The sequence below is a fragment of the Geopsychrobacter electrodiphilus DSM 16401 genome (assembly GCF_000384395.1).
Taxonomy (GTDB): Bacteria; Desulfobacterota; Desulfuromonadia; order Desulfuromonadales; family Geopsychrobacteraceae; genus Geopsychrobacter; species Geopsychrobacter electrodiphilus.
This window is the reverse complement of record NZ_ARWE01000001.1, coordinates 241,685-266,848: the sequence shown is the minus strand read 5'-3', so window position 1 is coordinate 266,848 and position 25,164 is coordinate 241,685. Positions and strand designations below refer to the sequence as shown.

General features: G+C 51.1%; 20 protein-coding genes and 1 tRNA gene. 10 read left to right on the top strand and 11 right to left on the bottom strand.

Annotation, left to right across the window (positions count from 1 at the left end; translation table 11 throughout):
* Positions 1 to 35: 35 nt before the first annotated feature.
* Positions 36 to 1,556: an ArnT family glycosyltransferase gene (locus D888_RS0101265; protein WP_020674710.1), complete on the top strand. Its 1,521-nt coding sequence runs from the start codon at positions 36 to 38 to the stop codon at positions 1,554 to 1,556.
* A gap of 13 nt (positions 1,557 to 1,569) precedes the next feature.
* Here D888_RS0101265 and D888_RS22780 read toward each other — a convergent pair whose 3' ends face one another.
* From D888_RS22780 to D888_RS20335, 3 genes are read right to left on the bottom strand one after another with little or no spacing between them, the layout of a single operon-like run.
* Positions 1,570 to 2,250 (bottom strand): phosphatase PAP2 family protein, encoded by a 681-nt coding sequence (locus D888_RS22780; RefSeq protein WP_020674709.1) that lies wholly within the window; start codon positions 2,248 to 2,250, stop codon positions 1,570 to 1,572.
* The gene (locus D888_RS22775; protein ID WP_020674708.1) at positions 2,247 to 2,918 is read right to left on the bottom strand and encodes a phosphatase PAP2 family protein; all 672 of its coding nucleotides are present in this window, start codon (positions 2,916 to 2,918) and stop codon (positions 2,247 to 2,249) included. Before D888_RS22775 ends, D888_RS22780 begins: the two co-directional genes overlap by 4 nt.
* Complete coding sequence (locus D888_RS20335; protein WP_020674707.1) at positions 2,905 to 4,563, bottom strand: ArnT family glycosyltransferase; 1,659 nt, start codon at positions 4,561 to 4,563, stop codon at positions 2,905 to 2,907. Before D888_RS20335 ends, D888_RS22775 begins: the two co-directional genes overlap by 14 nt.
* Before the next feature lie 210 nt (positions 4,564 to 4,773).
* On the opposite strand from D888_RS20335, the gene D888_RS0101245 reads away from it, so the two are divergent.
* The 6 genes from D888_RS0101245 (at position 4,774) to D888_RS0101220 (ending at position 11,443) form a co-directional block, all read left to right on the top strand.
* The gene (locus D888_RS0101245; RefSeq protein ID WP_020674706.1) at positions 4,774 to 5,496 is read left to right on the top strand and encodes a glycosyltransferase family 2 protein; all 723 of its coding nucleotides are present in this window, start codon (positions 4,774 to 4,776) and stop codon (positions 5,494 to 5,496) included.
* Positions 5,483 to 5,809, top strand: coding sequence for a lipid-A-disaccharide synthase N-terminal domain-containing protein (locus tag D888_RS0101240; protein WP_020674705.1), 327 nt, complete (start codon positions 5,483 to 5,485; stop codon positions 5,807 to 5,809). The genes D888_RS0101245 and D888_RS0101240 overlap by 14 nt, the downstream gene beginning before the upstream one ends.
* A 135-nt stretch (positions 5,810 to 5,944) precedes the next feature.
* A complete protein-coding gene (gene ileS, locus D888_RS0101235) occupies positions 5,945 to 8,722 on the top strand; it encodes an isoleucine--tRNA ligase (RefSeq protein WP_020674704.1) in 2,778 nt (925 codons plus the stop codon).
* Entirely contained in the window at positions 8,722 to 9,207 is a 486-nt protein-coding gene (gene lspA / locus D888_RS0101230; protein ID WP_020674703.1) for a signal peptidase II, read from the top strand. The genes ileS and lspA overlap by 1 nt, the downstream gene beginning before the upstream one ends.
* 274 nt (positions 9,208 to 9,481) lie before the next feature.
* Complete coding sequence (locus D888_RS0101225; protein WP_020674702.1) at positions 9,482 to 11,191, top strand: acetate--CoA ligase; 1,710 nt, start codon at positions 9,482 to 9,484, stop codon at positions 11,189 to 11,191.
* Positions 11,192 to 11,366: 175 nt separating this feature from the next.
* Positions 11,367 to 11,443 (top strand) — tRNA-Pro (locus tag D888_RS0101220).
* Positions 11,444 to 11,676: 233 nt separating this feature from the next.
* Here D888_RS0101220 and D888_RS0101215 read toward each other — a convergent pair.
* Together D888_RS0101215 and D888_RS0101210 are read right to left on the bottom strand one after the other, a co-directional pair.
* Positions 11,677 to 13,155, bottom strand: a complete 1,479-nt coding sequence (locus D888_RS0101215) for a VWA domain-containing protein (RefSeq protein ID WP_020674701.1) — start codon at positions 13,153 to 13,155, stop codon at positions 11,677 to 11,679.
* On the bottom strand, positions 13,146 to 14,753 hold the full coding sequence (locus tag D888_RS0101210; RefSeq protein WP_020674700.1) for an AAA family ATPase: 1,608 nt from the start codon (positions 14,751 to 14,753) through the stop codon (positions 13,146 to 13,148). Before D888_RS0101210 ends, D888_RS0101215 begins: the two co-directional genes overlap by 10 nt.
* A 605-nt stretch (positions 14,754 to 15,358) precedes the next feature.
* Here D888_RS0101210 and D888_RS0101205 point away from each other — a divergent pair.
* Positions 15,359 to 17,776 carry a hypothetical protein gene (locus D888_RS0101205; RefSeq protein ID WP_020674699.1) on the top strand — a complete coding sequence of 806 codons (2,418 nt, stop codon included), beginning with the start codon at positions 15,359 to 15,361 and terminating at the stop codon, positions 17,774 to 17,776.
* Between the two features lie 195 nt (positions 17,777 to 17,971).
* Here the strand turns inward: D888_RS0101205 and D888_RS0101200 are convergent, their stop codons facing one another.
* Together D888_RS0101200 and D888_RS0101190 are read right to left on the bottom strand one after the other, a co-directional pair.
* Entirely contained in the window at positions 17,972 to 18,307 is a 336-nt protein-coding gene (locus D888_RS0101200; protein WP_020674698.1) for a hypothetical protein, read from the bottom strand.
* A gap of 344 nt (positions 18,308 to 18,651) precedes the next feature.
* Positions 18,652 to 19,068 carry a hypothetical protein gene (locus D888_RS0101190; RefSeq protein WP_020674696.1) on the bottom strand — a complete coding sequence of 139 codons (417 nt, stop codon included), beginning with the start codon at positions 19,066 to 19,068 and terminating at the stop codon, positions 18,652 to 18,654.
* A gap of 105 nt (positions 19,069 to 19,173) precedes the next feature.
* Here D888_RS0101190 and D888_RS0101185 point away from each other — a divergent pair, with 105 nt between their 5' ends.
* Positions 19,174 to 20,172 (top strand): transposase, encoded by a 999-nt coding sequence (locus D888_RS0101185; RefSeq protein ID WP_245554989.1) that lies wholly within the window; start codon positions 19,174 to 19,176, stop codon positions 20,170 to 20,172.
* A gap of 227 nt (positions 20,173 to 20,399) precedes the next feature.
* Here D888_RS0101185 and D888_RS0101180 read toward each other — a convergent pair whose 3' ends face one another.
* The 3 genes from D888_RS0101180 to D888_RS23525 all read right to left on the bottom strand — a co-directional run bounded on the left by D888_RS0101180 (position 20,400) and on the right by D888_RS23525 (position 23,189).
* A complete protein-coding gene (locus tag D888_RS0101180; protein ID WP_020674693.1) occupies positions 20,400 to 21,752 on the bottom strand; it encodes a hypothetical protein in 1,353 nt (450 codons plus the stop codon).
* 197 nt (positions 21,753 to 21,949) lie between these two features.
* Positions 21,950 to 22,321 (bottom strand): hypothetical protein, encoded by a 372-nt coding sequence (locus D888_RS23865; RefSeq protein WP_156826915.1) that lies wholly within the window; start codon positions 22,319 to 22,321, stop codon positions 21,950 to 21,952.
* A 541-nt stretch (positions 22,322 to 22,862) separates the two neighbouring features.
* The gene (locus D888_RS23525; protein ID WP_083928742.1) at positions 22,863 to 23,189 is read right to left on the bottom strand and encodes a hypothetical protein; all 327 of its coding nucleotides are present in this window, start codon (positions 23,187 to 23,189) and stop codon (positions 22,863 to 22,865) included.
* A 557-nt stretch (positions 23,190 to 23,746) separates the two neighbouring features.
* Here D888_RS23525 and D888_RS0101165 point away from each other — a divergent pair.
* Positions 23,747 to 24,511, top strand: coding sequence for a fibro-slime domain-containing protein (locus tag D888_RS0101165; protein WP_020674689.1), 765 nt, complete (start codon positions 23,747 to 23,749; stop codon positions 24,509 to 24,511).
* A 174-nt stretch (positions 24,512 to 24,685) separates the two neighbouring features.
* Here D888_RS0101165 and D888_RS0101160 read toward each other — a convergent pair whose 3' ends face one another.
* Positions 24,686 to 25,048, bottom strand: coding sequence for a hypothetical protein (locus D888_RS0101160; protein WP_020674688.1), 363 nt, complete (start codon positions 25,046 to 25,048; stop codon positions 24,686 to 24,688).
* Positions 25,049 to 25,164: the final 116 nt, after the last annotated feature.

Below are 25,164 nucleotides of genomic sequence, written 5' to 3'. Positions count from 1 at the left end.
AGGCAACCTTAATTCTTAAACCCATGAAATAAACCATGACAATACAAAACGAAAACGCCCAATGGACCCGCCGTGCCCTGATTCTGCTGACCGCCATCAGCCTCTGGCGTCTGCTCTATCTGTTTATCGTACCCCTCGACCTGGGCCCCGACGAGGCCTACTACTGGGACTGGTCACGACGACTGGCCTTCGGCTACTTCAGCAAGCCGCCCCTGATCGCCTGGATCAATGCCCTGACAACCGCGCTATTCGGCGCCACCTCAGTCTCCGTAAGGCTCCCCGCGGTCGTCCTCGGGGGGCTCGGCCTCTGGGGGCTGTTTCTGGCCGCGCGGCGGATTTACTCTGCCGAGGTCGGCTTCTGGACCCTGGTCGTCTGGCTCGCAACCCCGGCCACCGCCGCCCTTGGGCTGATTATGGCAACTGACGTTCTGCTGATCTGCTGCTGGAGTTTGGCGCTCTGGACCCTGTGGCACAGCCTGGAGGATGATACCTTCGGCTGGAAGCTGGCGACCGCGCTGCTGATCGGCATCGGCACCCTGGGCAAGCAGATGATGCTGGTCTTTCCATTGCTGATGCTGATCTATCTGCTGCTCAGCCCTCAGGATCGGCCACAACTCAAACGCCCCTGGCCCTGGCTGGTCGTTTGCGGCAGTCTGCTTTTTCTGATCCCGCCGCTGTGGTGGAATGCACAGCACGACTGGATCACCTTTCGCCACACCGCACATAATATCGGCGGCAGCAACCCCGATATGCTGGCGCGTCTCGCTACTTTTAGCGAGTTTGTCGGCTCACAGCTCGGGCTGCTCTCACCCTTAAGCTGGTTACTGCTGGTCGCGCTGGCCTTCAGCCTGCTGCTGCAGCTGAAAAAGCTGCCGCGACAGACCCTTTACCTGCTCTGCTTCAATTTGATCGGTCTTATCGGCTTCTTCCTGATGAGCTTCAAGAAGAGCATTAACCCCAACTGGCCAGCTGTTTTCTATCCTGCCGGGATGATCCTGCTCGCCGCCTGGGGACGCGGAGCGCTTAACGCCGGGCGCCTTGATCGGCTGCGCCGGTTCTTCAATCCGGCCTGGAAACTCGGGCTGATCTTGCTTTTGGCCGGGTATCTGCTCCCCTTTGTCAGCCAGAACCTGCTCGATTTGGGGCGTAAGGACCCAACCTGGCGGATCCGTGGCTGGCAAGAAGCAGGTCGTGTGACAGCAGAGATCCTGGCGCAGCAACCCCACTCGGATAAAACCTTTATCCTCGGGATTGAACGTAAACACGCGGCCGAATCCGCCTTTTACCTCCCGGATCATCCCCGCACCTACCGCTGGGCGGGTGATCCACCAGTCGTCAGCTCACAGTACGAAGTCTGGCCAGGTCCCTTCGACCGCATCGGCTGGGATGCCTTGATCCTCAGTGATTCAGGCACGCCCTTGCCGCCAAAGTTGCTTGAACGCTTCAGCAGGGTGATTCCGTTACAGAAAAAAGAGATCGATCTGGGGGGAAGTCTGCCGCGCAGGCTCGACTATTATCTGGGTGAGAATTTAAAGAGCTGGCCGCAACGGCCCTGAGCGTGAAAAGGGCTCAAATCTCCCGCTCAGGATCCAGCAGATAGTAAAAGAGCATGCCACTCAGGTGAACCAGATAGCCGCTCCAGAGGACGTCCGTCAGGTAATGCCCCCCCTGCGCGATGCGCCCGACGCTCATCAGGGCGCCATAAGCCACACCGATAGCCAGCGCGCTCAAGGCCAGTTTGCGCCGTTTTCGCCGCAGCACAAAGAAGGGCGCAATCAGATAAAACCCGATGGCGGCATGCCCGGAGGGGAAGGATTTCCCCATATCGGGGCCGGCGGGCTGATAGACCTGATGATAGGGTCGAAAACCGCCAAAATCGATGGTATCTATGGGTCGCGGCCGACCCCACATCTCCTTACCGACCAGGCTCACCAGCAGCCCGGGACCGATCAAGGCCATAAGCACTAAAAATGTCGCCGGACGCCAATAGCGGTGCAAGCGCTTTACCCAGGTCCCGGCCAGCGCCAGCAGTAGCCCGCCGAACGCCAGGATCAGCCCTGGCACCATGCCGAACCGATAAAGCGTCGCCCACAGCCAATCCTCGCCGAACACCCAACCCGCCGGGGGCTGATAGAAAAACCCGGCCAGGGTTCGATCAAAATCAGTCTGACTGATCAGCAACGACAGGGACAGGATGATCACCAACGGCAGCAGAAAATCACGCTGCAGTTCGTGCCGGCTCGGCATCATAGGTCGCCCCGCGTGAAGAGCGCCGGATACCGCCGCCGAAAGAGATGAAACAGGTAAAAAGTGGTGACCACGGCCAGATAGGCCCCGGCCAGAGTGTCTGAAGGATAGTGCTTGAGCAGCGCCACCCGACTCAGCATAACCCCGCCGGTCAACAGCAGCCCAAGCGGCCAGCTTTTCGGCCAGATATACCAGACCACCAGCGCGATGGCGGCCGCAGTGTTGCTGTGCCCCGAGGGGAAGGAGGTCATCTTCGAGGAGGTCTCGAAGAAGGAGAAGCCGTAAAGATTTTCGGTCAGAAGTTTGACCGGCCGGGCCCGACCACAGATAAACTTGATCAGGTCGGTCAGGAGTCCGGAACTGGCGACAGCCACGAACAGGAAGAGACCGCGCTGTTGCCAGCGCTCGAGCCACAGGCGTTTCGCCGCGTCTATTTTGCCGCGCAAACGCAAACGACAGCCAAAATACAATCCGGCCCCCAGCAACAGGGAATAGAGCGAGTCTCCCCATTGGGTCATGGCGTCAAAAATTTTGAGGCTGAAAGGGTCAGCGGCCAGAAAATAATTGATCGCCACCCGATCAAAATAGACAGTGGAGAGACCACAGAGCAGCAGGACGAACACCCCGCCGCCAATCAACAGACCTGCGCGCCGCGGTTCAGGGCTTGGCATACAACTCGAGCCTCATCTTTTTTCCCTTGGAGTAGTTATAGCTGCTAAAAGACTGGACAAGATGCATCTGCCCCAGCTCAGCGGGCGCCAGTTCCTGCAGCCGCTGTTTCTGACGCCCTTCGAGCAGCAGATAACGGAATTGGGGGTCAGCCAGTAACGGAACGGCCCCTGCGGCATCCGTCATGCGCGTTTTGGTGCCATTCAAAAAAGGTAAGCTGGGCTCGCCAAAGCCGACGGAAATCAGCTCTCCCGGGGGACGATGCTGGAGGATTTCGGCCACCTCCTGACTCGGCCAGGCGATGGAGAGTCGTGGCAGAATGTCGGCAAAGCTCAATGGCAGAATCAATAAGGCCCCCCCCAGGAACAAGGGCATAACCGACAACGGCGGCAGGTTATGCCGCAGCTTCCACGCCCCGCGCAAGACCAGCACCCCGCCGGCAAAGGGGAGGATGTGCCAGGGTTGGAACTGACCGAACCAGGCCGGCAACAGGGGCAACCCCAGCATCAGGATCACGGCTCCAACACACCAGACCAGGGTCCCGAGAGCAAGGATAAGACGACGCACCCACCCGGTCGCCGGTTCGAGCCGTCCTGCCTGACATAAGCCGGCCGCGGTCAGAATGGCAATCGCCGGGAAAAAGGGCATTACATAATGGGGCAGCTTGGTCGGCACCAGTTCAAAGATAATCCAGGCCGGAATGAGCCAGGCGAAGAGAAACCTTACGGCATCCTCGCTGCGGCGGCGCCACAGGCGCGGCAGAAAATGCATCACCAGCAACGAACCCGGCCAGAAAAGAATAGGAAAGAGCAGCAGATAATAGCCGGGCGGCGCCCCGTGGGACTCCTGCCCCGCCAGCAGCTTCGGCAGAAAATCTCCGAAGAAGGCCTTCTGTAAAAATTCCCCGTGGGTGGCATTCTGGATCGCAATGAACCAGGGGAGAACCATCGCCACCACCATCAACAAGCCCGGCAGAGGACGAATCGCTCGCAACAGACTGATGTTACGATCAGCCGCCGCCAGAGACAAAATGGTCGCCAGCGCAATCACTGGAGACAGGGGCCCCTTGATCAGAACCCCGGCGCCGCAGGCCAGCCAGAAGAGCAGCACCAGCGGCCAGCGACCCCGGTGACGCTCCTGTCTTTCCAGGTAGATCAGTCCCAGCGCACCCTGCATCAACGCAATCGTGCCCAGCAGACTGGCATCGGTCTTGGCCAGACGTGACTCGACCCCGAGCAACAGACAGCTGGCGACCAGGACACCGGCCAGCAGTCCGACCCGTCGGTTGAAAAACCGGCGCCCGAAGAAGCAGGTCAAAAGGACCGTTGCCAAGGCCCCCAACAAGGAGGGGATCCGATAGGGCCAGATAACATTCAGCGGCTCGCCCATCAGGTTAACGCTCGCAGCTTGCAGCCAGTAAATGCCGATCGGCTTCTTGTAGCGCGGCACCTCCTGAAAACGGATATCAATATAATTTCCGGTCTCAACCATCTGCTTGCTCGCCTGAGCAAAGCGCGCTTCGTCGCGATCCGTCGGCGGCAGAGTGCTTAAGCCTGGCAGAAAAAACAGCAGTCCGAGCAACAGCAGAAAGAAATAGGCGCGGCTCCCCTTTTCCAGATTTTCCATCACACCTAATACGGCCCGCATAAAAATACCTCCGTCCCCACGAACGGTGGGGCTTTCCGCGCAGACTAGTGATTCGCCGATGTCATGTCAAGAAGGCTGTCGGCGGGTCTCCACCTTCACGCTTTTTTTTGCAGACAGCGAGAAAAGATGCGTGTTAAATTGTTCCGTTTTTAGTATTGAATCCGGCGTTACGCCGGATCTGACATCACCCACGGAAAGGGCCGATTTCGGATGGAAAAAATCAGTTTTGTGGTACCGATTTACAATGAAGAAGATAACCTTCGTCCCCTGGCGGTTGAGCTTCAAGCGGTTGCTGCCGACCTGGGCGCCCCCTGCGAGTTCCTGCTGGTCGATGACTGCAGCAGCGACAAAAGTCTTGAGTTGATCAAGCAGCTGGCCGCGGAAGACGAGCGTTTTAAGTATCTGTCGTTCGCCCGTAACGCTGGACAATCGGCCGCGATGTGGGCCGGCTTTCAAAACGCCAGCGGGGACGTCATCATCACCCTGGACGCCGACCTGCAGAATGACCCTGCCGATCTGCGCGAGATGATCAAGCATTACGGCGACGATTATCAGATGGTCACCGGCTGGCGTTACAGTCGCCAGGACAGCCTGTCAAAGAAGTTGGCCAGCAAACTGGGCAACGGCATCCGTAACTGGGTAACCGCCGACAATATTCACGACACCGGATGTTCACTCAAGATCATGAACGCGGCCATGCTCAAGCGCGTGCGTATTTACAAGGGTCTCCACCGCTTTCTGCCGACCCTGATGCGACTGGAGGGTGCGTGCATTAAAGAGGTCAAGGTCAACCATCGCCCGCGTCTCCACGGCGAATCGAAATACACCAATCTGCGCCGGGGTATTGAAGGACTCTACGACCTGATTGCGGTGCGCTGGATGATGATCCGCAATCTGCGCATCGAAATCGAAGAGACCAATGTTCGGCACTGAGCTCACCACCAATGAGATTCTGATCCTGATCATTGGTTTCGTTGGGCAGTCCCTCTTTTTCATGCGCTTCTTTGTGCAATGGCTCTATTCGGAAAAACATAAACGCAGCCTGATCCCCACCGCCTTCTGGTACTTCAGCCTCGGCGGCAGTTCCCTCCTGCTGATCTATGCCATCATCCGCCGCGATCCGGTTTTTATGGTCGGACAATCAACCGGCTTCATCATCTACATTCGGAACCTCTTCCTGATCTCGCGCGAGCGGCGTGAAAAAAGGGCGGCAGAACAGGCGGAGACCCCGCTAGACCAAAAATGACATCACGAGCGCGTATGCGCCTTTGCCCCCTAAGTCCAGACCCCACCTGATTTCCCTTGCCCCAGACCGGTCTATTTTGTTAGTCTGCGCGGATATTTTGCAGCAGATTCAACCCCTTTCGCAAAGCTGGCGGCAATGGACTACAAAGAGACGCTCAATCTTCCGCAGACCGATTTTCCAATGCGTGGCAACCTGCCGCAACGGGAACCTGAAATTCTTAAAAACTGGCAGGACTCCGGCCTGAACGACCGGATCGATTCCGCCAACCTTGGCCAGAAACCGTTTATCCTGCACGACGGCCCCCCCTATGCCAACGGGCATATCCACATCGGCCACGCCCTCAACAAAATTCTCAAAGATGTCATCATTAAGAGCAAACGGATGCAGGGTCACTACGCCCCCTATGTTCCCGGCTGGGATTGTCACGGCCTGCCGATTGAACTGATGGTCGATAAGAAGCTGGGCAAAAAGAAACGTGAAATGGAAAAAGCCGACTTCCGTCGCCTGTGCCGGGACTACGCCAGCGAGTGGGTCAGCATTCAGGCTGACGAATTCAAGCGGCTCGGTATCTTCGGCAACTGGAACCACCCCTATCTGACCATGGCGACCAGCTACGAGGCCGCCACTGCCCGGGAACTGGCGCGTCTGGCCGAGCGCGGCTCCCTCTTCAAGGGGAAAAAACCGATCCACTGGTGCTCATCCTGCGTCACGGCGCTGGCCGAGGCCGAGGTCGAATACGCCGACCACAGCTCACCATCGATCTACGTTAAATTCCCTTATACCGACGAACTCCCCTTCGAGGTCGCGGCCCTGGGCGATAAACCGCTCTCCTTTGTGATCTGGACCACGACCCCCTGGACCATCCCCGCCAACCTGGGAATCTGCCTGAACCCCGAGCTGGATTACGTCGCGGTGGATATCGGCAGTGAATATCTGGTCGTCGCCGAAGGCCTCTACGAAAAGGTGATGGCAACCCTCGGCCTCGAAAACACCCGCATCGCGGCCAGCTTCAGCAGCACCATCTTTGAAAAACGCAACTGCCGCCACCCCTTCTACGATCGCGCCTCGCTGTTGATGCTCGGTGACCATGTCACCCTCGAAGCCGGAACCGGCTGCGTCCACACCGCACCGGGCCATGGTCAGGATGACTATGTGGTCGGGCTGCGCTACGGACTCGAAGTCTATAATCCGGTCGACAACTACGGCCGCTACGTTCCAGAGCTGGAACTGTTCGGCGGCATGAAACTGAACGAGGCCAATCAGGCGGTCAACGCCAAACTGGCCGAGGTCGGCGCCCTTTTGAAGCAGAGCGAGATCAACCACAGCTATCCGCACTGCTGGCGCTGCAAAAAACCGATCATCTTCCGCGCCACCGAGCAGTGGTTCATCTCCATGGATCAAAAGGACCTGCGCAGCAAAGCGCTGGCCGAGATCGACCGCGTCGAATGGATCCCCGCCTGGGGTCACGACCGTATTTTCAACATGGTCGCCGGACGCCCCGACTGGTGCATCAGTCGCCAGCGCAGCTGGGGCGTACCGATCACCATCTGCTACTGTGAAAAATGTGGTGAAGCCCTGATCGACGGCAAGGTCATGCACCATATCGCCGATCAGTTCGAAGCGACCGGCAGCGATATCTGGTTCGAAAAAGACGCCGCCGAACTGCTCCCCGAAGGGACCAGATGTCCGGCCTGCCAGCATGACAAATTCACCAAAGAGACCGACATTCTCGATGTCTGGTTCGACTCCGGCGTCTCGCACGCTGCGGTCCTAGAACACCGCGAAAACCTGCACAGCCCGGCCGATCTCTATCTTGAAGGTTCCGACCAGCACCGCGGCTGGTTCCATTCGAGCCTGCTCGAATCGGTCGGCACGCGTGACCGCGCACCCTATGATGCGGTGTTGACCCACGGCTTCGTCCTCGACGCCAACGGCCGCCCCATGTCAAAATCGACCGGCAACGTCATCGCCCCCGAAGAGATCATCAACAAATTCGGCGCAGAAATCCTGCGTCTCTGGGTTGCTGCCACCGATTACCGTGACGATATCCGCATCGGCCAGGAGACCCTGCAACGCCTCTCCGACGCCTACCGGCGGATTCGCAACACCGCACGCTACATCCTCGGCAATCTCAACGGCTTCAACCCCGACACCGATCTCATCGCAACCAGCGACATACTCGAACTTGACCGCTGGGCGCTGTCGCGCCTGACCGGCCTGACCGGGCGGGTCGAAAAAGCCTACGCTGCCTATGAGTTTCATGTCATTTACCACGCGATTCATAACTTCTGCGCCATCGACCTCAGCGCTTTCTATCTGGATATCTTAAAAGACCGGATCTACACCAGCCCGAAGAGCAGTCTCGAGTACCGCAGCGCACGCAGCGCCATCTACCTGATCCTCGACGCGCTCACGCGCATGCTCGCCCCGATCCTGAGCTTTACCGCCGAAGAGATCTGGACCGAGCTCCCGGGTGAGCGTGAGGAGAGTGTGCACCTGGCCAAGGCCCCGGCCCAGAACAATTGGCGTAACCTGCCCCTCGAAGAACGCTATGAACAACTCCAGAAGGTGCGCGGCGCCGTCTCCAAGTCGCTTGAAGTCGCGCGCAGCGAAAAACGAATCGGCCAGTCCCTGGAGGCCAAGGTCCTGCTCAACGCCCCCGCATCCCTGCTGCCGTTACTGCAAGAATACCTGCCGCTGCTCCCCAGTTACTTCATCGTTTCTCAGGTTGAGCTCTGCGCGACCCTCGAGGGGGCAACCGCCGCCGAAGGGATTTCAGACCTGCAGCTGCGTGTTGATGCCGCCGAAGGGGAGAAGTGCGAACGCTGCTGGAACTACGTCACCTCGGTGGGCGCCAGCGCGGAACACCCCCAGGCCTGTGAACGCTGCGTTGCGGCGCTGGCCAGCTGTTGATGCGCCAATATCGCTGGTTCATCAATATTGCGATTGTAAGCGTCCTGCTCGACCAGTTGAGCAAGGGGCTGATTGTCAGCAGCCTTAAACTGCACCAGTCAATTGAACTGCTGGCCAATTTTGTCCACATTACCTACGTGCGCAACCCGGGTGCCGCCTTCGGCATCCTGGCCGACAACAGCCTGCGCCTGCCGTTCTTTTTTCTGGTCTCGATCGTCGCCGGGATCGGCATCCTCTGGTACCTCAAGAGAATCCAGGGCGGCAGTCGGCGCCTGCAGTTCGGCCTGGGACTGATTTTTTCCGGAGCGGTCGGCAACCTTATCGACCGCATCCGTTTTCATGAAGTCATCGATTTCATCGATATACACTGGTACCAGTATCACTGGCCAGCGTTCAACATCGCCGACAGCGCCATCTGTATCGGGGTCGGCCTGATGCTGATTGATTCCTGGCTTGAAGAAAAGAACAAGGCGAAAATAGTTTAGGATCGGGCAAAGAAGGCCGTCCGGACTTAAAATTGCTTTCCCAGCTCACGGCAAAACATTTCACCCCTGATCGACAGTGTTAATTTCGGTGACAGTCGAGACACTGTTCAGATTCCACAGATTCCTAAAAAAACTTCATCCAAAACAGCAACTTATCCGCACATCGATGGTCAAGCAATGCTTGGCACCCTCTTTGCTATTTCTACAGATTGAAACTTTTAGTGATCTTGCACGCCTTTACCCGCCGTACTCAATATGTAGAAAAGGAGAAGCCATGACGATGACATTGCACTCTTACGACAACCAGCCGGTGAACCTGAACGGACCGAACATGCTGGACTACGAGGAGACTGTAAAGAACTACCAACTAACTATCCCCGAATTTTTCAACTTCGGCTTCGATGTCCTCGACCGCTGGGCCAAGGACCGAACCAAACTGGCCCTGGTCTGGGCCGACCGCAGCGGTGAGGAGATCCGCAAATACAACTTTTACGATCTCCAGTGTCTTTCCAACCGCTTTGCCAACAGCCTGAGAACCCTCGGTTTTAAAAAAGGGGATCGCCTCTTCGTCATGGTCCCGCGCCTGGTCGAATGGTACGCCGTCATGCTCGGCTGCTTCAAGCTCGGCGTCATTCCGCTGCCGGCGCCCAATATCCTGGTGCCCAAAGACATTGAGTACCGCGTCAATCAGGCCGAAGCCGTCGGTGCGGTGGTCTGGCATGAAAACGCCAGTAAACTCGAGGCAGCAAAGAGCGGGTGTCCGAGCCTGAAACACATGATCACCATCGGGGGGGAGCGTGAGGGCTGGCATTCATACCGCGACCTGATGCAACAGGCCTCAGCCTCCCTGAAGCGGGAAGAGGTTGAGGCAACCCGCGCCGACGATGTTATGCTGATCTACTTTACCTCCGGGACCACCAAATTTCCCAAAATGGTCCCCCACACCCAGGCCTCCTACGGGATCGGCCATATTATCACCGCCAAATTCTGGCAGGATCTTAAGCCGACCGACCTGCACTGGACTCTCTCCGATACCGGCTGGGCAAAGGCCGCCTGGGGCAAGCTCTTCGGCCAATGGCAGATCGGTTGCGCCATTATGGTCCATGACGCTGACGGCAAATTTAACGCGCGAACCCACCTTCAACTCATGCAGTCATGCGGAATAACCACCTTCTGCGCACCACCAACGGTCTACCGGATGCTGGTCCTGGAAGATCTGACCCAATATGATCTATCGGGCATCCGCCATTCCCTGGCCGCCGGCGAACCCTTGAATCCCGAGATCATCAAGGTTTGGAAAGAACACACCGGCACAACCATTTATGATGGCTTCGGTCAAACAGAATCGGTCAATTTGATTGCCAACTTCCCCTGCCTGGAAATCCGGCCGGGCTCCATGGGCAAACCGACACCGGGGTTTAAGGTCGAACTGATCGATGACGAGGGCAACCTTGTGCCTCAGGGTGAGGAAGGGAATATTGCCGTACGGGTCAAGCCCGAGCCACCTGTCGGCCTGCTGAAGCAGTATTGGCGCAATGAAGAAGCGACCCGGGAGTCATTTATCGGGGACTGGTATTACACCGGGGACAAAGCCTACAAGGACAAGGACGGTTATTATTGGTTTGTCGGCCGCGCCGATGACGTGATCAATGCTTCAGGCTATCGGGTTGGTCCCTTCGAAGTCGAAAGCGCCCTGCAGAGCCATCCAGCCGTTGCCGAAAGTGCGGTGATAGGAGCCCCCGACCAGCTGCGTGGAACCATCGTCAAGGCCTTTGTGATTCTGGCCCCGGGGTTTGAGCCCAGCGACGAGCTGGCCACCCAGATCCAGGAGCACGTCAAAAGAGAGACCGCGCCCTACAAGTATCCACGTCAGATAGTCTTCTTACCCGAATTACCCAAAACCATTTCGGGAAAAATCCGACGGGTCGTACTGCGCAAACAAGCGGAGCTTAATCAAGGGGATGCGAATCGCAATGTCACCTGAGCCGGATTGCCATCCCGGCCGGTCATCCACCTGGCCGCCACCTGCGCCGGCAGCTGACAGTTCCTGGCCCTACATTGGTCACTTGTTACTTTCGTTTTCAGTTCATGGCAAAATGTCTTGATTTTCACAATCGAGGGTGCTAGAAATGTGGCCCGTACCACGAAAGAGATGTTGTCGGGGCGTAGCGCAGCCTGGTAGCGCACCTGCTTCGGGAGTAGGGGGTCGGAGGTTCAAATCCTCTCGCCCCGACCAAAATTTTTGATAAGTTTAAACGGCTTCTCGTCCCGAACCCGAGAGTCGAAAATGACAACAAAGAAGCCTCCGGTCCGTCTCTGGTCCGGGGGCTTTTTTCGTTTACGTAATGAGTGGATCGGGAAGTTTCACCCTGGGTGGTCCGGTCCGGGGTTTTGGGGAGGGACCGTGTCCGGGGCGGCATGTTGGAAGGCATAATTACTGCGCCAGATAGGACCTATGATGAAGCAAAACTAAAATCTAGCCTTCGGTTCACGTATGCACATTTCAAACTGAGTTAATTCTTGGATTATGCTTTTTTTTGGGTTGAATACCCACTCATGATCAAAATAAGTACGTGATCGCTCAGTCATAAAACAATCACCAATCACCAATGAATTGAACGTATTCCCATTTTCTCTTTGCTTGCTGATGGCATTTAAAATTCCTGTCGGCAAAGACCCCATAATAAAATCGGAGAGCACGAGTATATCAGCTTTTGCATAGGCTTCTTGCTTCATTATTTCAAGCGCATGCCGAAGCGCCAGGCCAACATCTGTACCTCCATAAAAGGAGCTGCCTAAAAAATTAATCAGCCTAGAAAGCCCTTCTCTGCCTGTCAGTTCGTAGGTTTCTATATTTGTTGAGAAGTTAATTAAGTAACACTTCCGATCTTGTGCTCTGGCTTGTGTTGACAGAAATAGTGCCATTGCTTTTGCAATATGTTCAGGTTCTCCACACATTGAACCACTGGTGTCAACACATAAGATCATTGGCCCCAGCTTCTCATCATCAGCCTGTGCCTGCTCGACTTCCATTTCTTGTTGCTCTTGTATATATGAAATGCCTTGCATCTCGAAACAGAGTAATCTGGATTCCAAAAATTTCAGATCAAACAAAATGGAAGTATCGGAATCTGACAATAGAGCCAGTTCCGAAGGCAAGGTATGTTCAATCTCCCTTCCTAGTTTTATCCCAACGATTTCCTCTTTTGAAGAAACATCTACGTATGGTGTGTCAACAGAAATTGCCTGCTTAACCCATTCAACGCGCTCTAATTTTGCGGCTTGCCTCACCTTACCCAACAATTCACAAATTGCGCGAGCCCCCTCATCTTCGGCAAGATACTTAGCCCAGCGTTTAAGCTGGTCAATCTGCTGCAAGCTCAACTCACCCTTGCTCAAATCGAGCCAAATACCTGGCTCCAAACCAAGGGACTCCAAGTCCTCCTTTAGCTCCGCAAGTAAGCTCAGCCACTCATTGATTTGCATCAAAAACTGCTCACGCAACAGCTGCAACTTTTCTACCTGCCAAGCAGCCTGAGCCTCATCGAGTTTTTTTTGCCAATCGCTTAAAAGCAACTCCTGTGTTATGCCTATATCATGCGACAAAGGGTTTTCTGACTCACCTTCAACCATGAGTTGCCGATTCCAGAAATCCAAATCAAAAGGCACTTTGGCAAATCGACTAAAACGTTGAAAGTCGCCGATTAGAAAGCTTGAATCACTCAGGGTTCCTAGCGCAAATTGTTGATGCCAACCCTCAAGTTTCTCAGTGTGTCCTACGAATGGGTTCTCGCTGTGAAGCCACTTTCCACTAGTTTTCTGCCAATCGGAAAGCAGTTTCCCAAATTCTGTACTCAACCCATCAACCTGTGAAAAAAGTTCTTCGTGCCCTGTTTGTACTTCAGCTTGAATTAACGCCGAAGCGTTATTTACCGATCTTACCTGCATAGCGCTTCCAGACGCTCACAATCTTTGATTCGTAATTTCAACTGGCCGATTTGCGATTGAATACCCTTTACGGCAACGTCAGTTTCTCGTTCAACTGCAAACAAGCTTTCAAGGTGAATTTTATAGCCTTGAAGTTTTTTTTCAGTCAAATACAATGTTTTTTTTAATTCGCCTCGCAGTTTAATTACAGATCCAGCAAGAGATTTGACTAAACGCGTATTTATCTCTTCTTTTTTATCTCCCTTATGGAACATAACTTTAGGAGTGAAAATTATATTTTCATATTTATTATAATTATTTACATAAGAAACTATACAAGAGCCTTGTTCATCAAATTTGCAAATTATCTCTTCGTTTTCATTCCCATTAACATCAACAGGCGTGAATTCCTTTTTAGCTTTAAACTCTGAATACTGCATAAATATCTCAAATCTTTCAGTGTCACGAGCATAACTTTTAGATTTAAAAGTAAATGTTTCTTTAAAGTATTTTTTATTACAGCCTAATTTTACAGTATCGTACACATCTTCATTAAAAAATAGCTCTCTATTAATCTCCTTATCTAGCGATTCTTTCTTTTTGTCTAGCTCAGAAAGGTTAGCGTCGGTGACAAACCCACACTCTTCTACCGCTTGCATGACAATATCAGAAACTTCTTGTAGATGTATCTGAGACGTCCACAGACAATGCTTAAGTAAAATAGCATCACTATGGTTTGTCTCAGTTCTACCGTTGCAAAATGCAGATGCTTTCAAAAGCATGGCAGCCCGCTGCCAACGACGATCTGAAACATAAACGCCAAGTTCATCAAAACGTTCTGCCAGTGTTGTTCGAATAAATTTAATAATCAGTAATGAGTCGTCACTGATCGCAACGTTATGTAGTTGTTGCTGCCATGTTGACAGTTCTTGGTAATCAATGGTTAAATTTACATCAACATGCAGTTTGGACAATGATGGTTTGGAATTGAGCAATGCATTGAAGCGATCTTCATTCTTAATTGGTGGCACCAACAAACGGAGGATAAATCTGTCGTAAAGAGCATCTAACCCCTGGTTTTCGGCAGGAGTTTCGTTCGATGCCGCGATAAGTGCTTTCAGCGGCACATCAATAATATCATTGCCATTCTTAAAGACGTGTTCGTTAATTAATGTCAGGAGCGTGTTTAATATCGCCGGACTGGATTTCCAAATTTCATCCAAGAATGCAAAGTTAGCCGTCGGCAAATAACCCTCAACTTGCCTTAGATATTTATCTTCTTTAAGTGCCTTAATTGATACAGGACCGAACACTTCCTCGGGCGTACTAAATCTATTCATCAAGTATTCGAAATAAACAGGACTTTTAAAGGCACGAGCCAAACGACGTGAAATCAAACTTTTTGCTGTTCCTGGAGGCCCAAACAAGAAAGTGTTTTGTCCACATATAGTGCCCAATAATGCAATAGCAAGTATTTGCTCTCGCTCATGCAACCCTGCACCAATTTGTGAGAGCAATTGCTTCAACCGCTCGCGAATATCACTTTGCTGGTTAAGATTCAGTTCATTGTCAAAAGATGACTTCTGTTTAATTTTTATTTCAGTAGTTGCAGTACTCATAAAGGATTAAGTCCTTCCCTGCTGGTCATATTCATGACTCCTTGTCCCCATAAGAAAAAAGCCATCCATCATTCTACGGATGTCTTGTGATTGCTAATTAATTTCCTCTTAAAATTCTAAATTGCCATGTAATATAAGATACTTGTCAATGTACAGCAATTGAGAATTTAGGTCAAAATTTGAATGGTTCAGATATCTTTGCGTCACCTATGGCTGATCTAAAACAGCCGAAATAATCAGAATCCCGAATAGGGGACAGATTTATGTTCCGGTCCTTCCCGGCTGCCCCTGCCCCTTGTTAAAACAGAAGCAACAACTATCCCAGAAAGGGCCCCGCTATGCACCACTACAGAACCCTCGACGACCTTCATCCCCTGTCCGAAACCGATCCCGACCTGTGGCGAGGAGTGTACGGGTTCATGTCCATCTGAGATGGGGAGGCGGGAGGTGCAACCCTGGGTGGTCCGGTCCGGGGTTTTGGGGAGGGTCTCTCTCCGGGACGTCAAAAGAAAACCCCTCGCACCGGGAGGATTGAGGGGCGTTATAAATAGTTGGAGACATTGCTTAACTTCAGGTAGGCTTCCTGAATTGCAATGGGAGGGAACATGACGTCTATCAATGCTCAAGTCAGGCTACGGCCTGCAAGGTTTGCATTTCTCGTACGCCCTAATGATCGAAAACGACTCCTCAAAATTTTCCAGACAAACACTTGCCTGTGGGGTGGGCAATTCAATCCGATTATTCCTTTCTTCAAACAATTACCTAAATGGTGGGATCGACACAATAACCACTTTGAAAATGCTACACAGATAATTAATGGATATCTAGACTTTTTCGAACCGGACTTTCTTGTTGAAGCTGAAAAGGGCTTAGCAAATTCTCTTGGCTTTGAAAGAGGCAGAGTATTGCAAATAGAAGACATTTTGACTCTAGATGGTGATCGCGACAGGCAGGGCTTCGGTCAGAGTGTATTTGATCTATATAGGGACCTCTATCGCAAGGAGTTTCAATTTGCCCATAGACATGAACATAACATCGTCGACATTACACCTGAGTCAAGAAAACTGAAAGAGTTCTGCGCCTGTATGTTCGGGGCTTTCCCAGAAGAACAAGATTTAAAGTATTTGCATAAGGGTTTTACTGATGTATTTACTCCCAAAGTTCAAACACTTGGCAGTAGGGCCCTTGCCGAACTCTACAAATCTAGCTTCACCTCAGCACTACGCATTGGGAGATCAGAGATAGAGGTTCATTATCATGATCATCGTGATCCAGCCCTGTTTATTCTAGATACGCATGAACCAAGGGACTTAATCGACTTCTGGAATCTTCGGGCAGTAACACGTAATGTTTTACCTATTCCGGTTCAATGGATCGAAGCTCTTTCCGATTTTTGCAGGGATTATATTCTAGAAAACTATCGACCACTACCTGGGAACCCTAATGGAGTGATGATTCGTCCGACGGTTATGTTTTCGAGGTCAATCCCAACTACAGACATTGAAGATCTACACAAAAAACATTTACGAGTTGATGTCGATGGAGCGAATTGCCGTCAAGACTGGTATCCCTCCATTTGGAGATCATCGCCAAATTTTACCCACCGTGAAATGCGACCAACATTGTCCGCCGATGAGAAGTCTTTCGATTCTGCATTTATTGATGATAAACCTGAGATACACTTTGACGTCTTGGCACCAGATTTTTCTGAAAAATATGGGAATAGCAATTGTTATGCGAATGTAGTCACCCTGAATGATCATAGCTACAAAAATCAAATTGCCACCACGTTTCCCTGTAATTTTAAAAACCCCGTTTATCCAAATTTCGGTCTTGGAGGAAACCACCTTTTACCTACGACAGAAGGGTTAGTGACGTTTCCTAAATATAAAGATTTATCTAAAAGATGGGAACTCCCTTGTGGCTCAACAGCTATCAGCAATTGGCTTGAGAAAATCGGAATTAAATGCCAACTATCCGATGCTGGAAAAGCAACCCAACAGATAATTCAAACATTAGGCGGCTTTTGGGGTGTTGCAAATTTTGCTAATGCAGAGATTGTCCGATGGCTAAATGAAATTTCCCGCAGGCCTGTATCGCGGAGTGCCCACCATCAGGAGTTCAGAAACAGAATCAACAATGCAACGAAAGCCAATGATAGGCATGAAAGAAACTTTAAAGGTCTCGTCGAAAGGGGCGCAGTAGAACTAGGGTTGGAAGTTAAGTGTACGAAGTGCTCAAACTGGAGTTGGTATTCATTAAAAAATTTAGACCAAAAAATTGACTGTAGTCGTTGTTTACAACAGTTTAATTTTCCTAATATTGATCCGAGCAGTATAAATACTCGGTGGGCATATCGGCTAGTTGGACCTTTTGCATTACCAGATTATGCCAAAGGGGGTTACGCTGCCTCTTTGTCAATTAGATTTTTTTCGGAAGTAATTGGTCAATTTCACGAAGCAAATACAACTTGGTCTGCTGGACAAACACTCGAACTTGAACCAAAAATTGAGATAGAGTCCGATTTCATACTCTGGTATCAAAGACAGCAGTTTTTTGGAAATAATTTCCCTACTGAAGTCGTTTTTGGCGAAGCGAAAAGTTTTGGGAAAGAGGTGTTCAAAGCCGAAGACATCGATAGGATGAAGACCCTTGCTTGCCGCTTTCCAGGATCTGTAGTTGTTTTTTCAACGATGAAACAAGCGGCCGACTTGTCCACTGACGAAATTAAACGTATTGCAAAATTTGCTGAGTGGGGTCGCGAGTACATAAAAGAAAGACAACAAACGCGGGCACCAGTAATCATGCTGACTGGCACAGAGTTGTTTGCAGGTTATTCGCTCCAAAATGCATGGGAAGAAGTCGGTGGTAGACACGCCGACATTGTTCGACCAGCCTACATAAGGCTAGAAAACCTGAGAGTCTTGGCCGATCTGACCCAGCAACTCTACCTCAAAATGCCTTCTTATCATACATGGTTAGATGAGAAAAATAAGAAGCGCCTGACCCGCAAGAAACCTTAAAAACCATTTACAACTATCCGCACAATGGCCCGACCAGATCACATTTGGTTGGGCCTTTCTTTTTCTCCCCCAAGAGAGGACCCCCTCAATGAACCACTACCGATCCCTCGACGACCTTCACCCCCTGTCCGAATCCGATCCCACCCTATGGCGAGAAGTCTACGGCTACCTCAGCGTCTTATTGCAAACAAAAATCTATTCAATACATACGAAAAAGGGCTGGACCTTTGTAAGCAATTCAGGATCATCCCTACCCAACTCTCCCCATAGTTGAATATGGTGGAGAAACAATCCAGCCAGTGGTCCGGCCTCCTCATATCCAGAATTGCCGTAGCCACTCAATGATTCGATGAATTCGCGACAATGGGCCTTGCGTATGTTGTTGATTCTCTCCAACTCTTGGTCAGTCAGACCACATCCTTCCAGTTCATCTTCGATCCAAGTGAGACAAACATCCAGCTCCTCCGCCCGGTCTATGGAGTTGTCCATCTTTGCTGTTTTTTCCAAGGCATTCCTGATTTCATCTAACATGCTAAGTCCCTCCTCTTTTTGGCTTCCATCCTGTGTCGTTTCTCCTAGCGCCAAGTCCGCTTGGTTCTATGGTAGCAAGTGATCACGCTATCATCTTCAGCTAGGAGGACAACTTGTCCCTTTAGCTTATCCATGACCTGTAGGCCCTCACGCAAGATGAACTCAAGGTCTTTCAGGCCCTTCTTTCCCAAGAAAACCGCCGTTGCATTTCCAGGCATTTTCTCCGACTGCCCAAAAGCGGTAAGCAGTTTCAGATGAACCGGAGATATTCCTCTTTGCTGGGACCTTGTCTGAGCGTGATGTGTCATGTCCATTCTTGACTCCTGCCTTGAGAAGAATTTGAACTAACCCTTGCGAATGATATCAGCAATTATCCAGGTCTTGTCAGAGGGTCTTTTTACTTCAACATTGATCCAAGCATTCACTGAAGTGTTGTTACACATAACACTTGCCATCTTTGAGACTGAAGGTACCACCTCGCCGTCATAGTGAATCTCATCCTCTACGATCTCAGCGTATTTGTATTCATTGCGGTACTTGACTCTTAATTTTGTTCCCGTAGCGAGAAACACTGAACTCCAGTTAATTCCATTCGAAGATCTTGCCAGAAATGGTTCTTCTTCCTTTGTTCTCTCGAGGAAAGCCTCAACAACGTCCTCAATTAGCGAGGTAACACTTCCTGGATACCTCGCGGCAATAGCCATGTAGAGTTCTGTAGAGATTGGTACTGCCACAAAATCGTCAAATCGCCGAACACTCATAATGAACCTCCCTTTCTTTTCATTACTATGCCAGCCCTAAATAGCGCTGTCAATCTTTTTTATTTTCTGCCGAAAGTAGGGCAATCTAGGGACGTTGTTTATTAGTTGACTAGCCTCATATCCCTTTGCTACCTTCACTACATGCCAAGAGCCGCCCGCCTAGATATCCCAGGTCTACTCCAACACGTCATCTTCCGCGGTGTCGGTCGCTGTGACATCTTTCGCGACGATACCGACCGCAAGCGATTTCTCGCCAACCTCTCCAAATTGCTCATTCAGACAGGCACCGAATGCCTTGCCTGGTCGTTGATGACCAATCATGTTCATCTTCTGCTCTGTCCTCGCCAGTCGCGGTTGGCACCTCTGATGCGCAGGCTTCTGACAGGCTATGCCATTTACTTTAACCTTCGCCATAAACGCGCAGGACACCTTTTTCAAAATCGCTACAAATCGATTGTTTGCGATGAGGATGTCTATCTTCTCGAACTGCTGCGCTATATCCATCTCAATCCGCTGCGGTCCGGATTGGTGCCCGACCTTTCCACTCTCGACAGCTACCCCTGGACCGGGCATGCGGTCATCATGGGCAACGGAATATTGGAGGGTCAGGTGGCAGACGACATTCTCGCACTCTTTTCGAAAAGTGCCACCAAAGCAAGACGACACTACCACCGGTTTATCACTGATGGTGTCGCGCAAGGAACGCGGGACGACTTGACCAGCGGCAAAAGACGCAGAACAAATCTGCCGGATGATCCATATGATGACCGAATTCTCGGCGGTGGGGATTTTATTGAGGAACTGCGCACGCGACGGGAACTGGCGCCGGAGCTTGCATTCAGCGTCGATATCCGCGCACTGATCGGCAAAGTCTGTGCTCATTTTTCCATCGCCCCTGAGCAACTGCGACTAAAGACCCGAGCGCCAGGTGTTGCAGAAGTGCGTAGTGTTGTCTGCTACATTGTCACCCGCCAAGCCGGCGCGAATGGGGCCGAACTCGGAAGACAGTTAGGACTCGGGAGATCAGGTGTAAGTGTTGCTGCGGGTCGAGGCGAACATTTAGTGCAGAATAACCCTGTATTGTTGAGACTAATCGACAAATAAACAACGTCCCTATAGGATTAATCTTCCGCGGTGTCGGTCGCTGTGACATCTTTCGCAACGATGCCGACCGCAAACGATTTCTCGCCAACCTCTCAAAATTGCTCATTCAGACAGGCACCGAATGCCTTGCCGGGTAACCGGGGGACGGGCACCGCCCCCCGGCGTGTTATGACTCAGGCAATCACAAGCCGTTACGCCTTGGAACTGTTGCGCCTGTTATGACCAGGTTATGGCTTACCTTTGCCGCCACCAGGCTTGCCGCCACCACCGCCTTGCGTCTTGCCGACAATGCAGATGTCGAGGTAGGTCAGGTTGTTTTCCGTGTCAATGACCGGTCTGTAGAGCCTGTCATCCGCCGTTGGGTCTTCCTCTTCCTCCTCCGCGAGGATCACCACTACCGGCTCAGGGGCGGGCACAGTGACCGTGTTGAAATCGGTCCCCCGCGGCAAGGTACGCACCTCGGAAGGCACGGCCGGCGGCGCGACATTCGGGGCGTTCGGATCGCTGAACATCACGTCGCCCTCTGGGGCATAGAAGGTCAGACGCCAGAAACCGGTCTTTTCCCATCCGGCACAATGCGAATCCAACTCGACGTTCTTCATGCGCCAGTTGAAGCCGTAGACGTACTTTCCGCCGACGCTGGTCTCGACACTATAGGGCTCATCCGAATAGGTACAGGTCCCTTGCCACTCGGTACCGGTCCAAATCCCATCTTCCCCGAGAGGTGATGAATCACCGGAATTGCCACCAGGCATTGGGCAAGTCGCCGACCCTGGTGCCAGCTTGGTCAAATTCAGTCGAGCGTTGCCGGTCTTGATGATCTGGAACGGCGAATCGTAGTTATACGAGACCGCGGTTTCATCAGCCCGAACTCCCCAGTTTTCATTGATACCCTGACCGCCTATGTGCCACATCTGGAAGCCCACCTTGCAGGCCGTTTCCGGATCCAGCGAAGCAGCAATGGCCGCATCATAGCAGCTTATGACGGGGTCGAAATCGGGGATCTGGCTGCTGTAAGGCTGAGTTTCCACACGGATGACCGAGCGCTCGCTCCAGGAGACCGCCTCGAGGGCATCACCCCAATCCACATACGCGACATGCCCCGGGTCGGGGGATATCCCGTCGTCGTCGGCCCACCACTCGTTGACGTCAACCTTCTGCCAATAGATTCGATCGACTGGTAGCCCCTCGCAGGGTGAAGGCATCACGGCGTCAGTACACTCAGTGGCGTCGTAAAAGACTGTGGGATCTGACAGACTGTCAACACAGGATGTGTTTGGGTAACTGAAACTACCGTCGCTTTCCCCTTTATCACAGCCATAGGAATAGTGGACGCCGAGCACCGGCTCCGTCGGTGTGCTCCAGTTGGCCGGAATCGAGTTCACCGACTCGGTCTGTACCGCCGGCATCGACAGGTTGTTCGAGGTTTCATCCCCCGCCGGGGGGCCAGGGATGCCGCCTTTAGCCGCCATACTGGCCGTCGGAAGAACTAACAAGAAGGTCAGCAAGAGAGTCAGCCCCCCTGCCGACTGCCATTTTCTCTTAGGACCATCAACTAAGTATCTCGTAACGATTCCCATCTTGTCCTCCTTCCTCGAGTTTGAGATATGCCGGCCTGGAAACAGTCAAGGCAATTTCCGCATAGTGCCCATCTCTAACTTACAAACCTCCTATTTTTATAAAGGTTGTTTTTTCGTAGAAGTTCCTATTGAGCCGCGGTTTTAACTTGATTTTGCCCAAAATGATCAAGGCCAGCAGCCTGTTAGGTAGCATATGATTATTGGTGAACCTTATCTCGATCCTGGTCCTGGTCCTGATCTTTCACTTGGTCCTGATCTTTCACTTGATCCTGGTCTTTCACTTGGTCCTGATCTTTCACTTGATCCTGGTCTTTCACTTGGTCCTGATCTTTCACTTGATCCTGGTCTTTCACTTGATCCTGATTTTGATTACGCTCTTGCTCCCTCTCACGTGTTTGTTCCATTTCCGTGGTTTCGTGACTAAATGAACCTGTTACGCCTTGACCGCTTTGTCCTCCAGTGTTCCCACTGCCTCCACCGCTGCCTCCACCACTGGCCAGATAAATTTGCGATTGATCATTGTCAAGGGTCAGTGCTTGAGTTGGTGTTGTCCAAATTGTCAGCAACATGCAAGCAAAGACAGTCAGCTAGAGTTTGAGTGCGTTCAATATTTTCTTCATCGCTTTTCTCCTTGGGCTTGAATGGTTAGGTTATGCTTTCAACTCGATTTTATTAGGCCACCCCTTTATGGAAATGGCCCCTGAAGGCGCTTTCACGCAGCCAACCATAGCCGCCTCGGTTTTCCCTATGACTCACATTTCTCCAGCGCAAACTATTTTAGCCTAGAGATCTTTCTGTCGCGCCCTCAGCGTTTAACGCCAGGGAACAGTCACATTGGGTACATTTGTCTTTGTGAGATACTATCGGACCAACGGGATAGGGCAATGATGCGGTGAGCTAGAAAAAAATGGCAAAGGTATTAGGACTAATGATGCGATAACATAACCAAAGGGCTAGGGGCATTACTCCTTAAGAGTGTCAATCCCCTGACAACCCAGGGATGTATAGGGATGCTCCAACTGAACTAAGACGGACCTTTGTAATACAATTTTATCTCGTTACATTATAGTCGCCTGATTACACCTGGCCACCAGTAGAATAAAGGAACGATCATTTTTGTGAATTTTTAACTACCTTCACTTGATCGTGAGCAATAGAGCAAACCGTTCCACAAGCAGCGCACTTATAAAGCTCTTCGTGGAATTTAAATGCATCCAAATCGGTTTCAGCGTTGACTATGCTTCTGCAGGTTGGGCAGACAAATTCTGTGCAGACTTTCTGTCGTTGCTGTACACGGCCCTTGATAATCTTGAGAGCATCACCAGAGAATGTCCAAATTGCGCCACAGTCACCGCACTCACGAGCATCTTGGGAGAAGCCCTCTGCATGCAGGTCAATTTCTACATGTTCTCTACCCTTACATAAAGGACACTTCATTTCTTAATCACCTTTCGGGGTAAATTAAACTCATTACTTTACATAAAATCAGGTTATTCCCCTTAGCTTGATAATGCAAATTTGTTGTATTTTCCAAGCAACCGATGCTTCAGGGCCGACTATTAAAGTAGAAGGGTCGGAGGTTCAAACCCTCTAGCCTTTTATTGATAATTTCCGACGGCTTCGCATCCCGAGTCTGCAAGTCGAAAATGACAAAAGAAAGCCTCCGGTCCGTCTCTGGTCCGGGGGCTTCTTTCGTTTACGGAATGAGTGGATTGGGAAGTTTCACCCTGGGCGGACCGATCCGAGAAATGCTTCTGGGACGACGTCTCCGGGGACATTGACTGGAGCGGGGTGCTTCTGGACAGCATTTTGGTATAAGACTGTAAAAAAACCCGACAGCATTGGCCCTAATCGCTGGCTCAACAGTGGGAAATTGACTAAAAAGTTTACACAACCTCAATGTGTCACGGATTCTAATGTAATTTCAGTAAGTTAGACGTCGGCACTAATACTGCACAGTAAGTTCTCCAAATATTGCCTAATGGAGGAATCTAATGAAACGTTATCTGGCTGGGATCTCAATACTTATAATCACGCTGTCAACTGCGACTATGGCTTCAGCAACATCTATCAACCTCACAGGAACAGTGCGAGATTTTACACCGGCACTTAATTCAGACTTTCAAGCATCTTATACAGGTGCAGTTATAACGGGGATAGTTCAAAACACCCTGGGTACGGATGGCAAGCCGGTTTATCAAGGAGCGGCTAACGATAGTATCGCCAGCTCCACATCTTTCAACGAGTGGTACAACATTTCCGATCCTGCTAGAGTGATGGACTACACAATTACACTAAATGAAACCTCTCCAGGAAATGGCATTTTTTCTTACCAAAACAGCAGTTTCTTTCCAATCGACAATTTACTTCTAGGTAATTATCCAGGATCCGGGCACAATTTTCATTTTACATACGAACTACATACTGATTTCACCTATAAGTCAGGACAAACATTTAACTTTACAGGTGATGATGATGTCTGGGTTTTTATCAACAAGCAGCTTGTGGTTGATCTTGGTGGCATCCACGCGGCAGCAATTGCGTCTGTGGATCTAGACAATTTGGGGCTGAATGATGGCGAGAGTTATGATTTTGATTTCTTCTTTGCAGAACGCCACACTACCCAGTCAAATTTAAAAATCGAGACGTCTATTGAATTAAATGATACTCAACCGGTTCCCGAACCATCTACAATCATCCTCCTCGGCTTTGGCCTTTTAGGCCTTGCCTGGTACGGACGGAAGCGGAGACAAGCATAGAGCAGAAGGTGTAACGAATTCAGCTAAAACAAAGGCGGGGTCAGAAATGGCTCCGCTTTTTTATTTTCTATACGACCCGATCAGATAACATTGGATCGGGCTTTTCTGTTTCCACGGAAAGGCCCCCGCAATACACTCAATAACTTGCAAAGCATGGCATTTAAACAAAAAATGTTACAGGGCCAAAACTCCACCCATTGATATCAACATGATGGTAAGAATTAATACCGGTGTCATTATCACCGTTCCGGCCAAAAGGGCTGTCTTCCCACCACTAAACTCACTTGTTTCAAGTGCGACGATATCCGCTATCAGGATAGCAACATCTTTGCCAGAAATATGGGAATCTGTAATCTCTGTTACCCTGAATTCATGATGAGAACCATCAGTTACTACAATTTTCACGCTCTGTCCGACCTTAACAATATCTGAAGTAGTAATTTTGTCATGAAGTTGTTTTGGTGCTAATTCGACTGGCACCATTGTTGTACAGCCACCAAAAACCAGAAGTAGAAAGGGAATAACTAATAGTTTCATGATTTCACCCTTATCTTGTCTGCAAACCTGATAGTGACTTTGTCCGCTTCCCGGTACAACTCAATGATTCTATCTGGCCCAACCATTTAATAATTTGGTTGGGTCGTTTAATTTCG

Coding starts and splice junctions, on each gene's coding strand:
- D888_RS0101160 (WP_020674688.1), bottom strand. CDS start 25,048: ATGAAACTATTAGTTATTCCCTTTCTACTTCTGGTTTTTGGTGGCTGT.
- ileS (WP_020674704.1), top strand. CDS start 5,945: ATGGACTACAAAGAGACGCTCAATCTTCCGCAGACCGATTTTCCAATG.
- D888_RS0101190 (WP_020674696.1), bottom strand. CDS start 19,068: ATGAGTGTTCGGCGATTTGACGATTTTGTGGCAGTACCAATCTCTACA.
- D888_RS0101240 (WP_020674705.1), top strand. CDS start 5,483: ATGTTCGGCACTGAGCTCACCACCAATGAGATTCTGATCCTGATCATT.
- D888_RS0101215 (WP_020674701.1), bottom strand. CDS start 13,155: ATGCAGGTAAGATCGGTAAATAACGCTTCGGCGTTAATTCAAGCTGAA.
- D888_RS0101225 (WP_020674702.1), top strand. CDS start 9,482: ATGACGATGACATTGCACTCTTACGACAACCAGCCGGTGAACCTGAAC.
- D888_RS0101245 (WP_020674706.1), top strand. CDS start 4,774: ATGGAAAAAATCAGTTTTGTGGTACCGATTTACAATGAAGAAGATAAC.
- D888_RS23525 (WP_083928742.1), bottom strand. CDS start 23,189: ATGAAGTGTCCTTTATGTAAGGGTAGAGAACATGTAGAAATTGACCTG.
- D888_RS22780 (WP_020674709.1), bottom strand. CDS start 2,250: ATGATGCCGAGCCGGCACGAACTGCAGCGTGATTTTCTGCTGCCGTTG.
- D888_RS23865 (WP_156826915.1), bottom strand. CDS start 22,321: ATGTTGCTGACAATTTGGACAACACCAACTCAAGCACTGACCCTTGAC.
- D888_RS0101265 (WP_020674710.1), top strand. CDS start 36: ATGACAATACAAAACGAAAACGCCCAATGGACCCGCCGTGCCCTGATT.
- D888_RS0101165 (WP_020674689.1), top strand. CDS start 23,747: ATGAAACGTTATCTGGCTGGGATCTCAATACTTATAATCACGCTGTCA.
- D888_RS0101205 (WP_020674699.1), top strand. CDS start 15,359: ATGACGTCTATCAATGCTCAAGTCAGGCTACGGCCTGCAAGGTTTGCA.
- D888_RS0101180 (WP_020674693.1), bottom strand. CDS start 21,752: ATGGGAATCGTTACGAGATACTTAGTTGATGGTCCTAAGAGAAAATGG.
- D888_RS22775 (WP_020674708.1), bottom strand. CDS start 2,918: ATGCCAAGCCCTGAACCGCGGCGCGCAGGTCTGTTGATTGGCGGCGGG.
- D888_RS0101200 (WP_020674698.1), bottom strand. CDS start 18,307: ATGTTAGATGAAATCAGGAATGCCTTGGAAAAAACAGCAAAGATGGAC.
- D888_RS0101210 (WP_020674700.1), bottom strand. CDS start 14,753: ATGAGTACTGCAACTACTGAAATAAAAATTAAACAGAAGTCATCTTTT.
- D888_RS20335 (WP_020674707.1), bottom strand. CDS start 4,563: ATGCGGGCCGTATTAGGTGTGATGGAAAATCTGGAAAAGGGGAGCCGC.
- lspA (WP_020674703.1), top strand. CDS start 8,722: ATGCGCCAATATCGCTGGTTCATCAATATTGCGATTGTAAGCGTCCTG.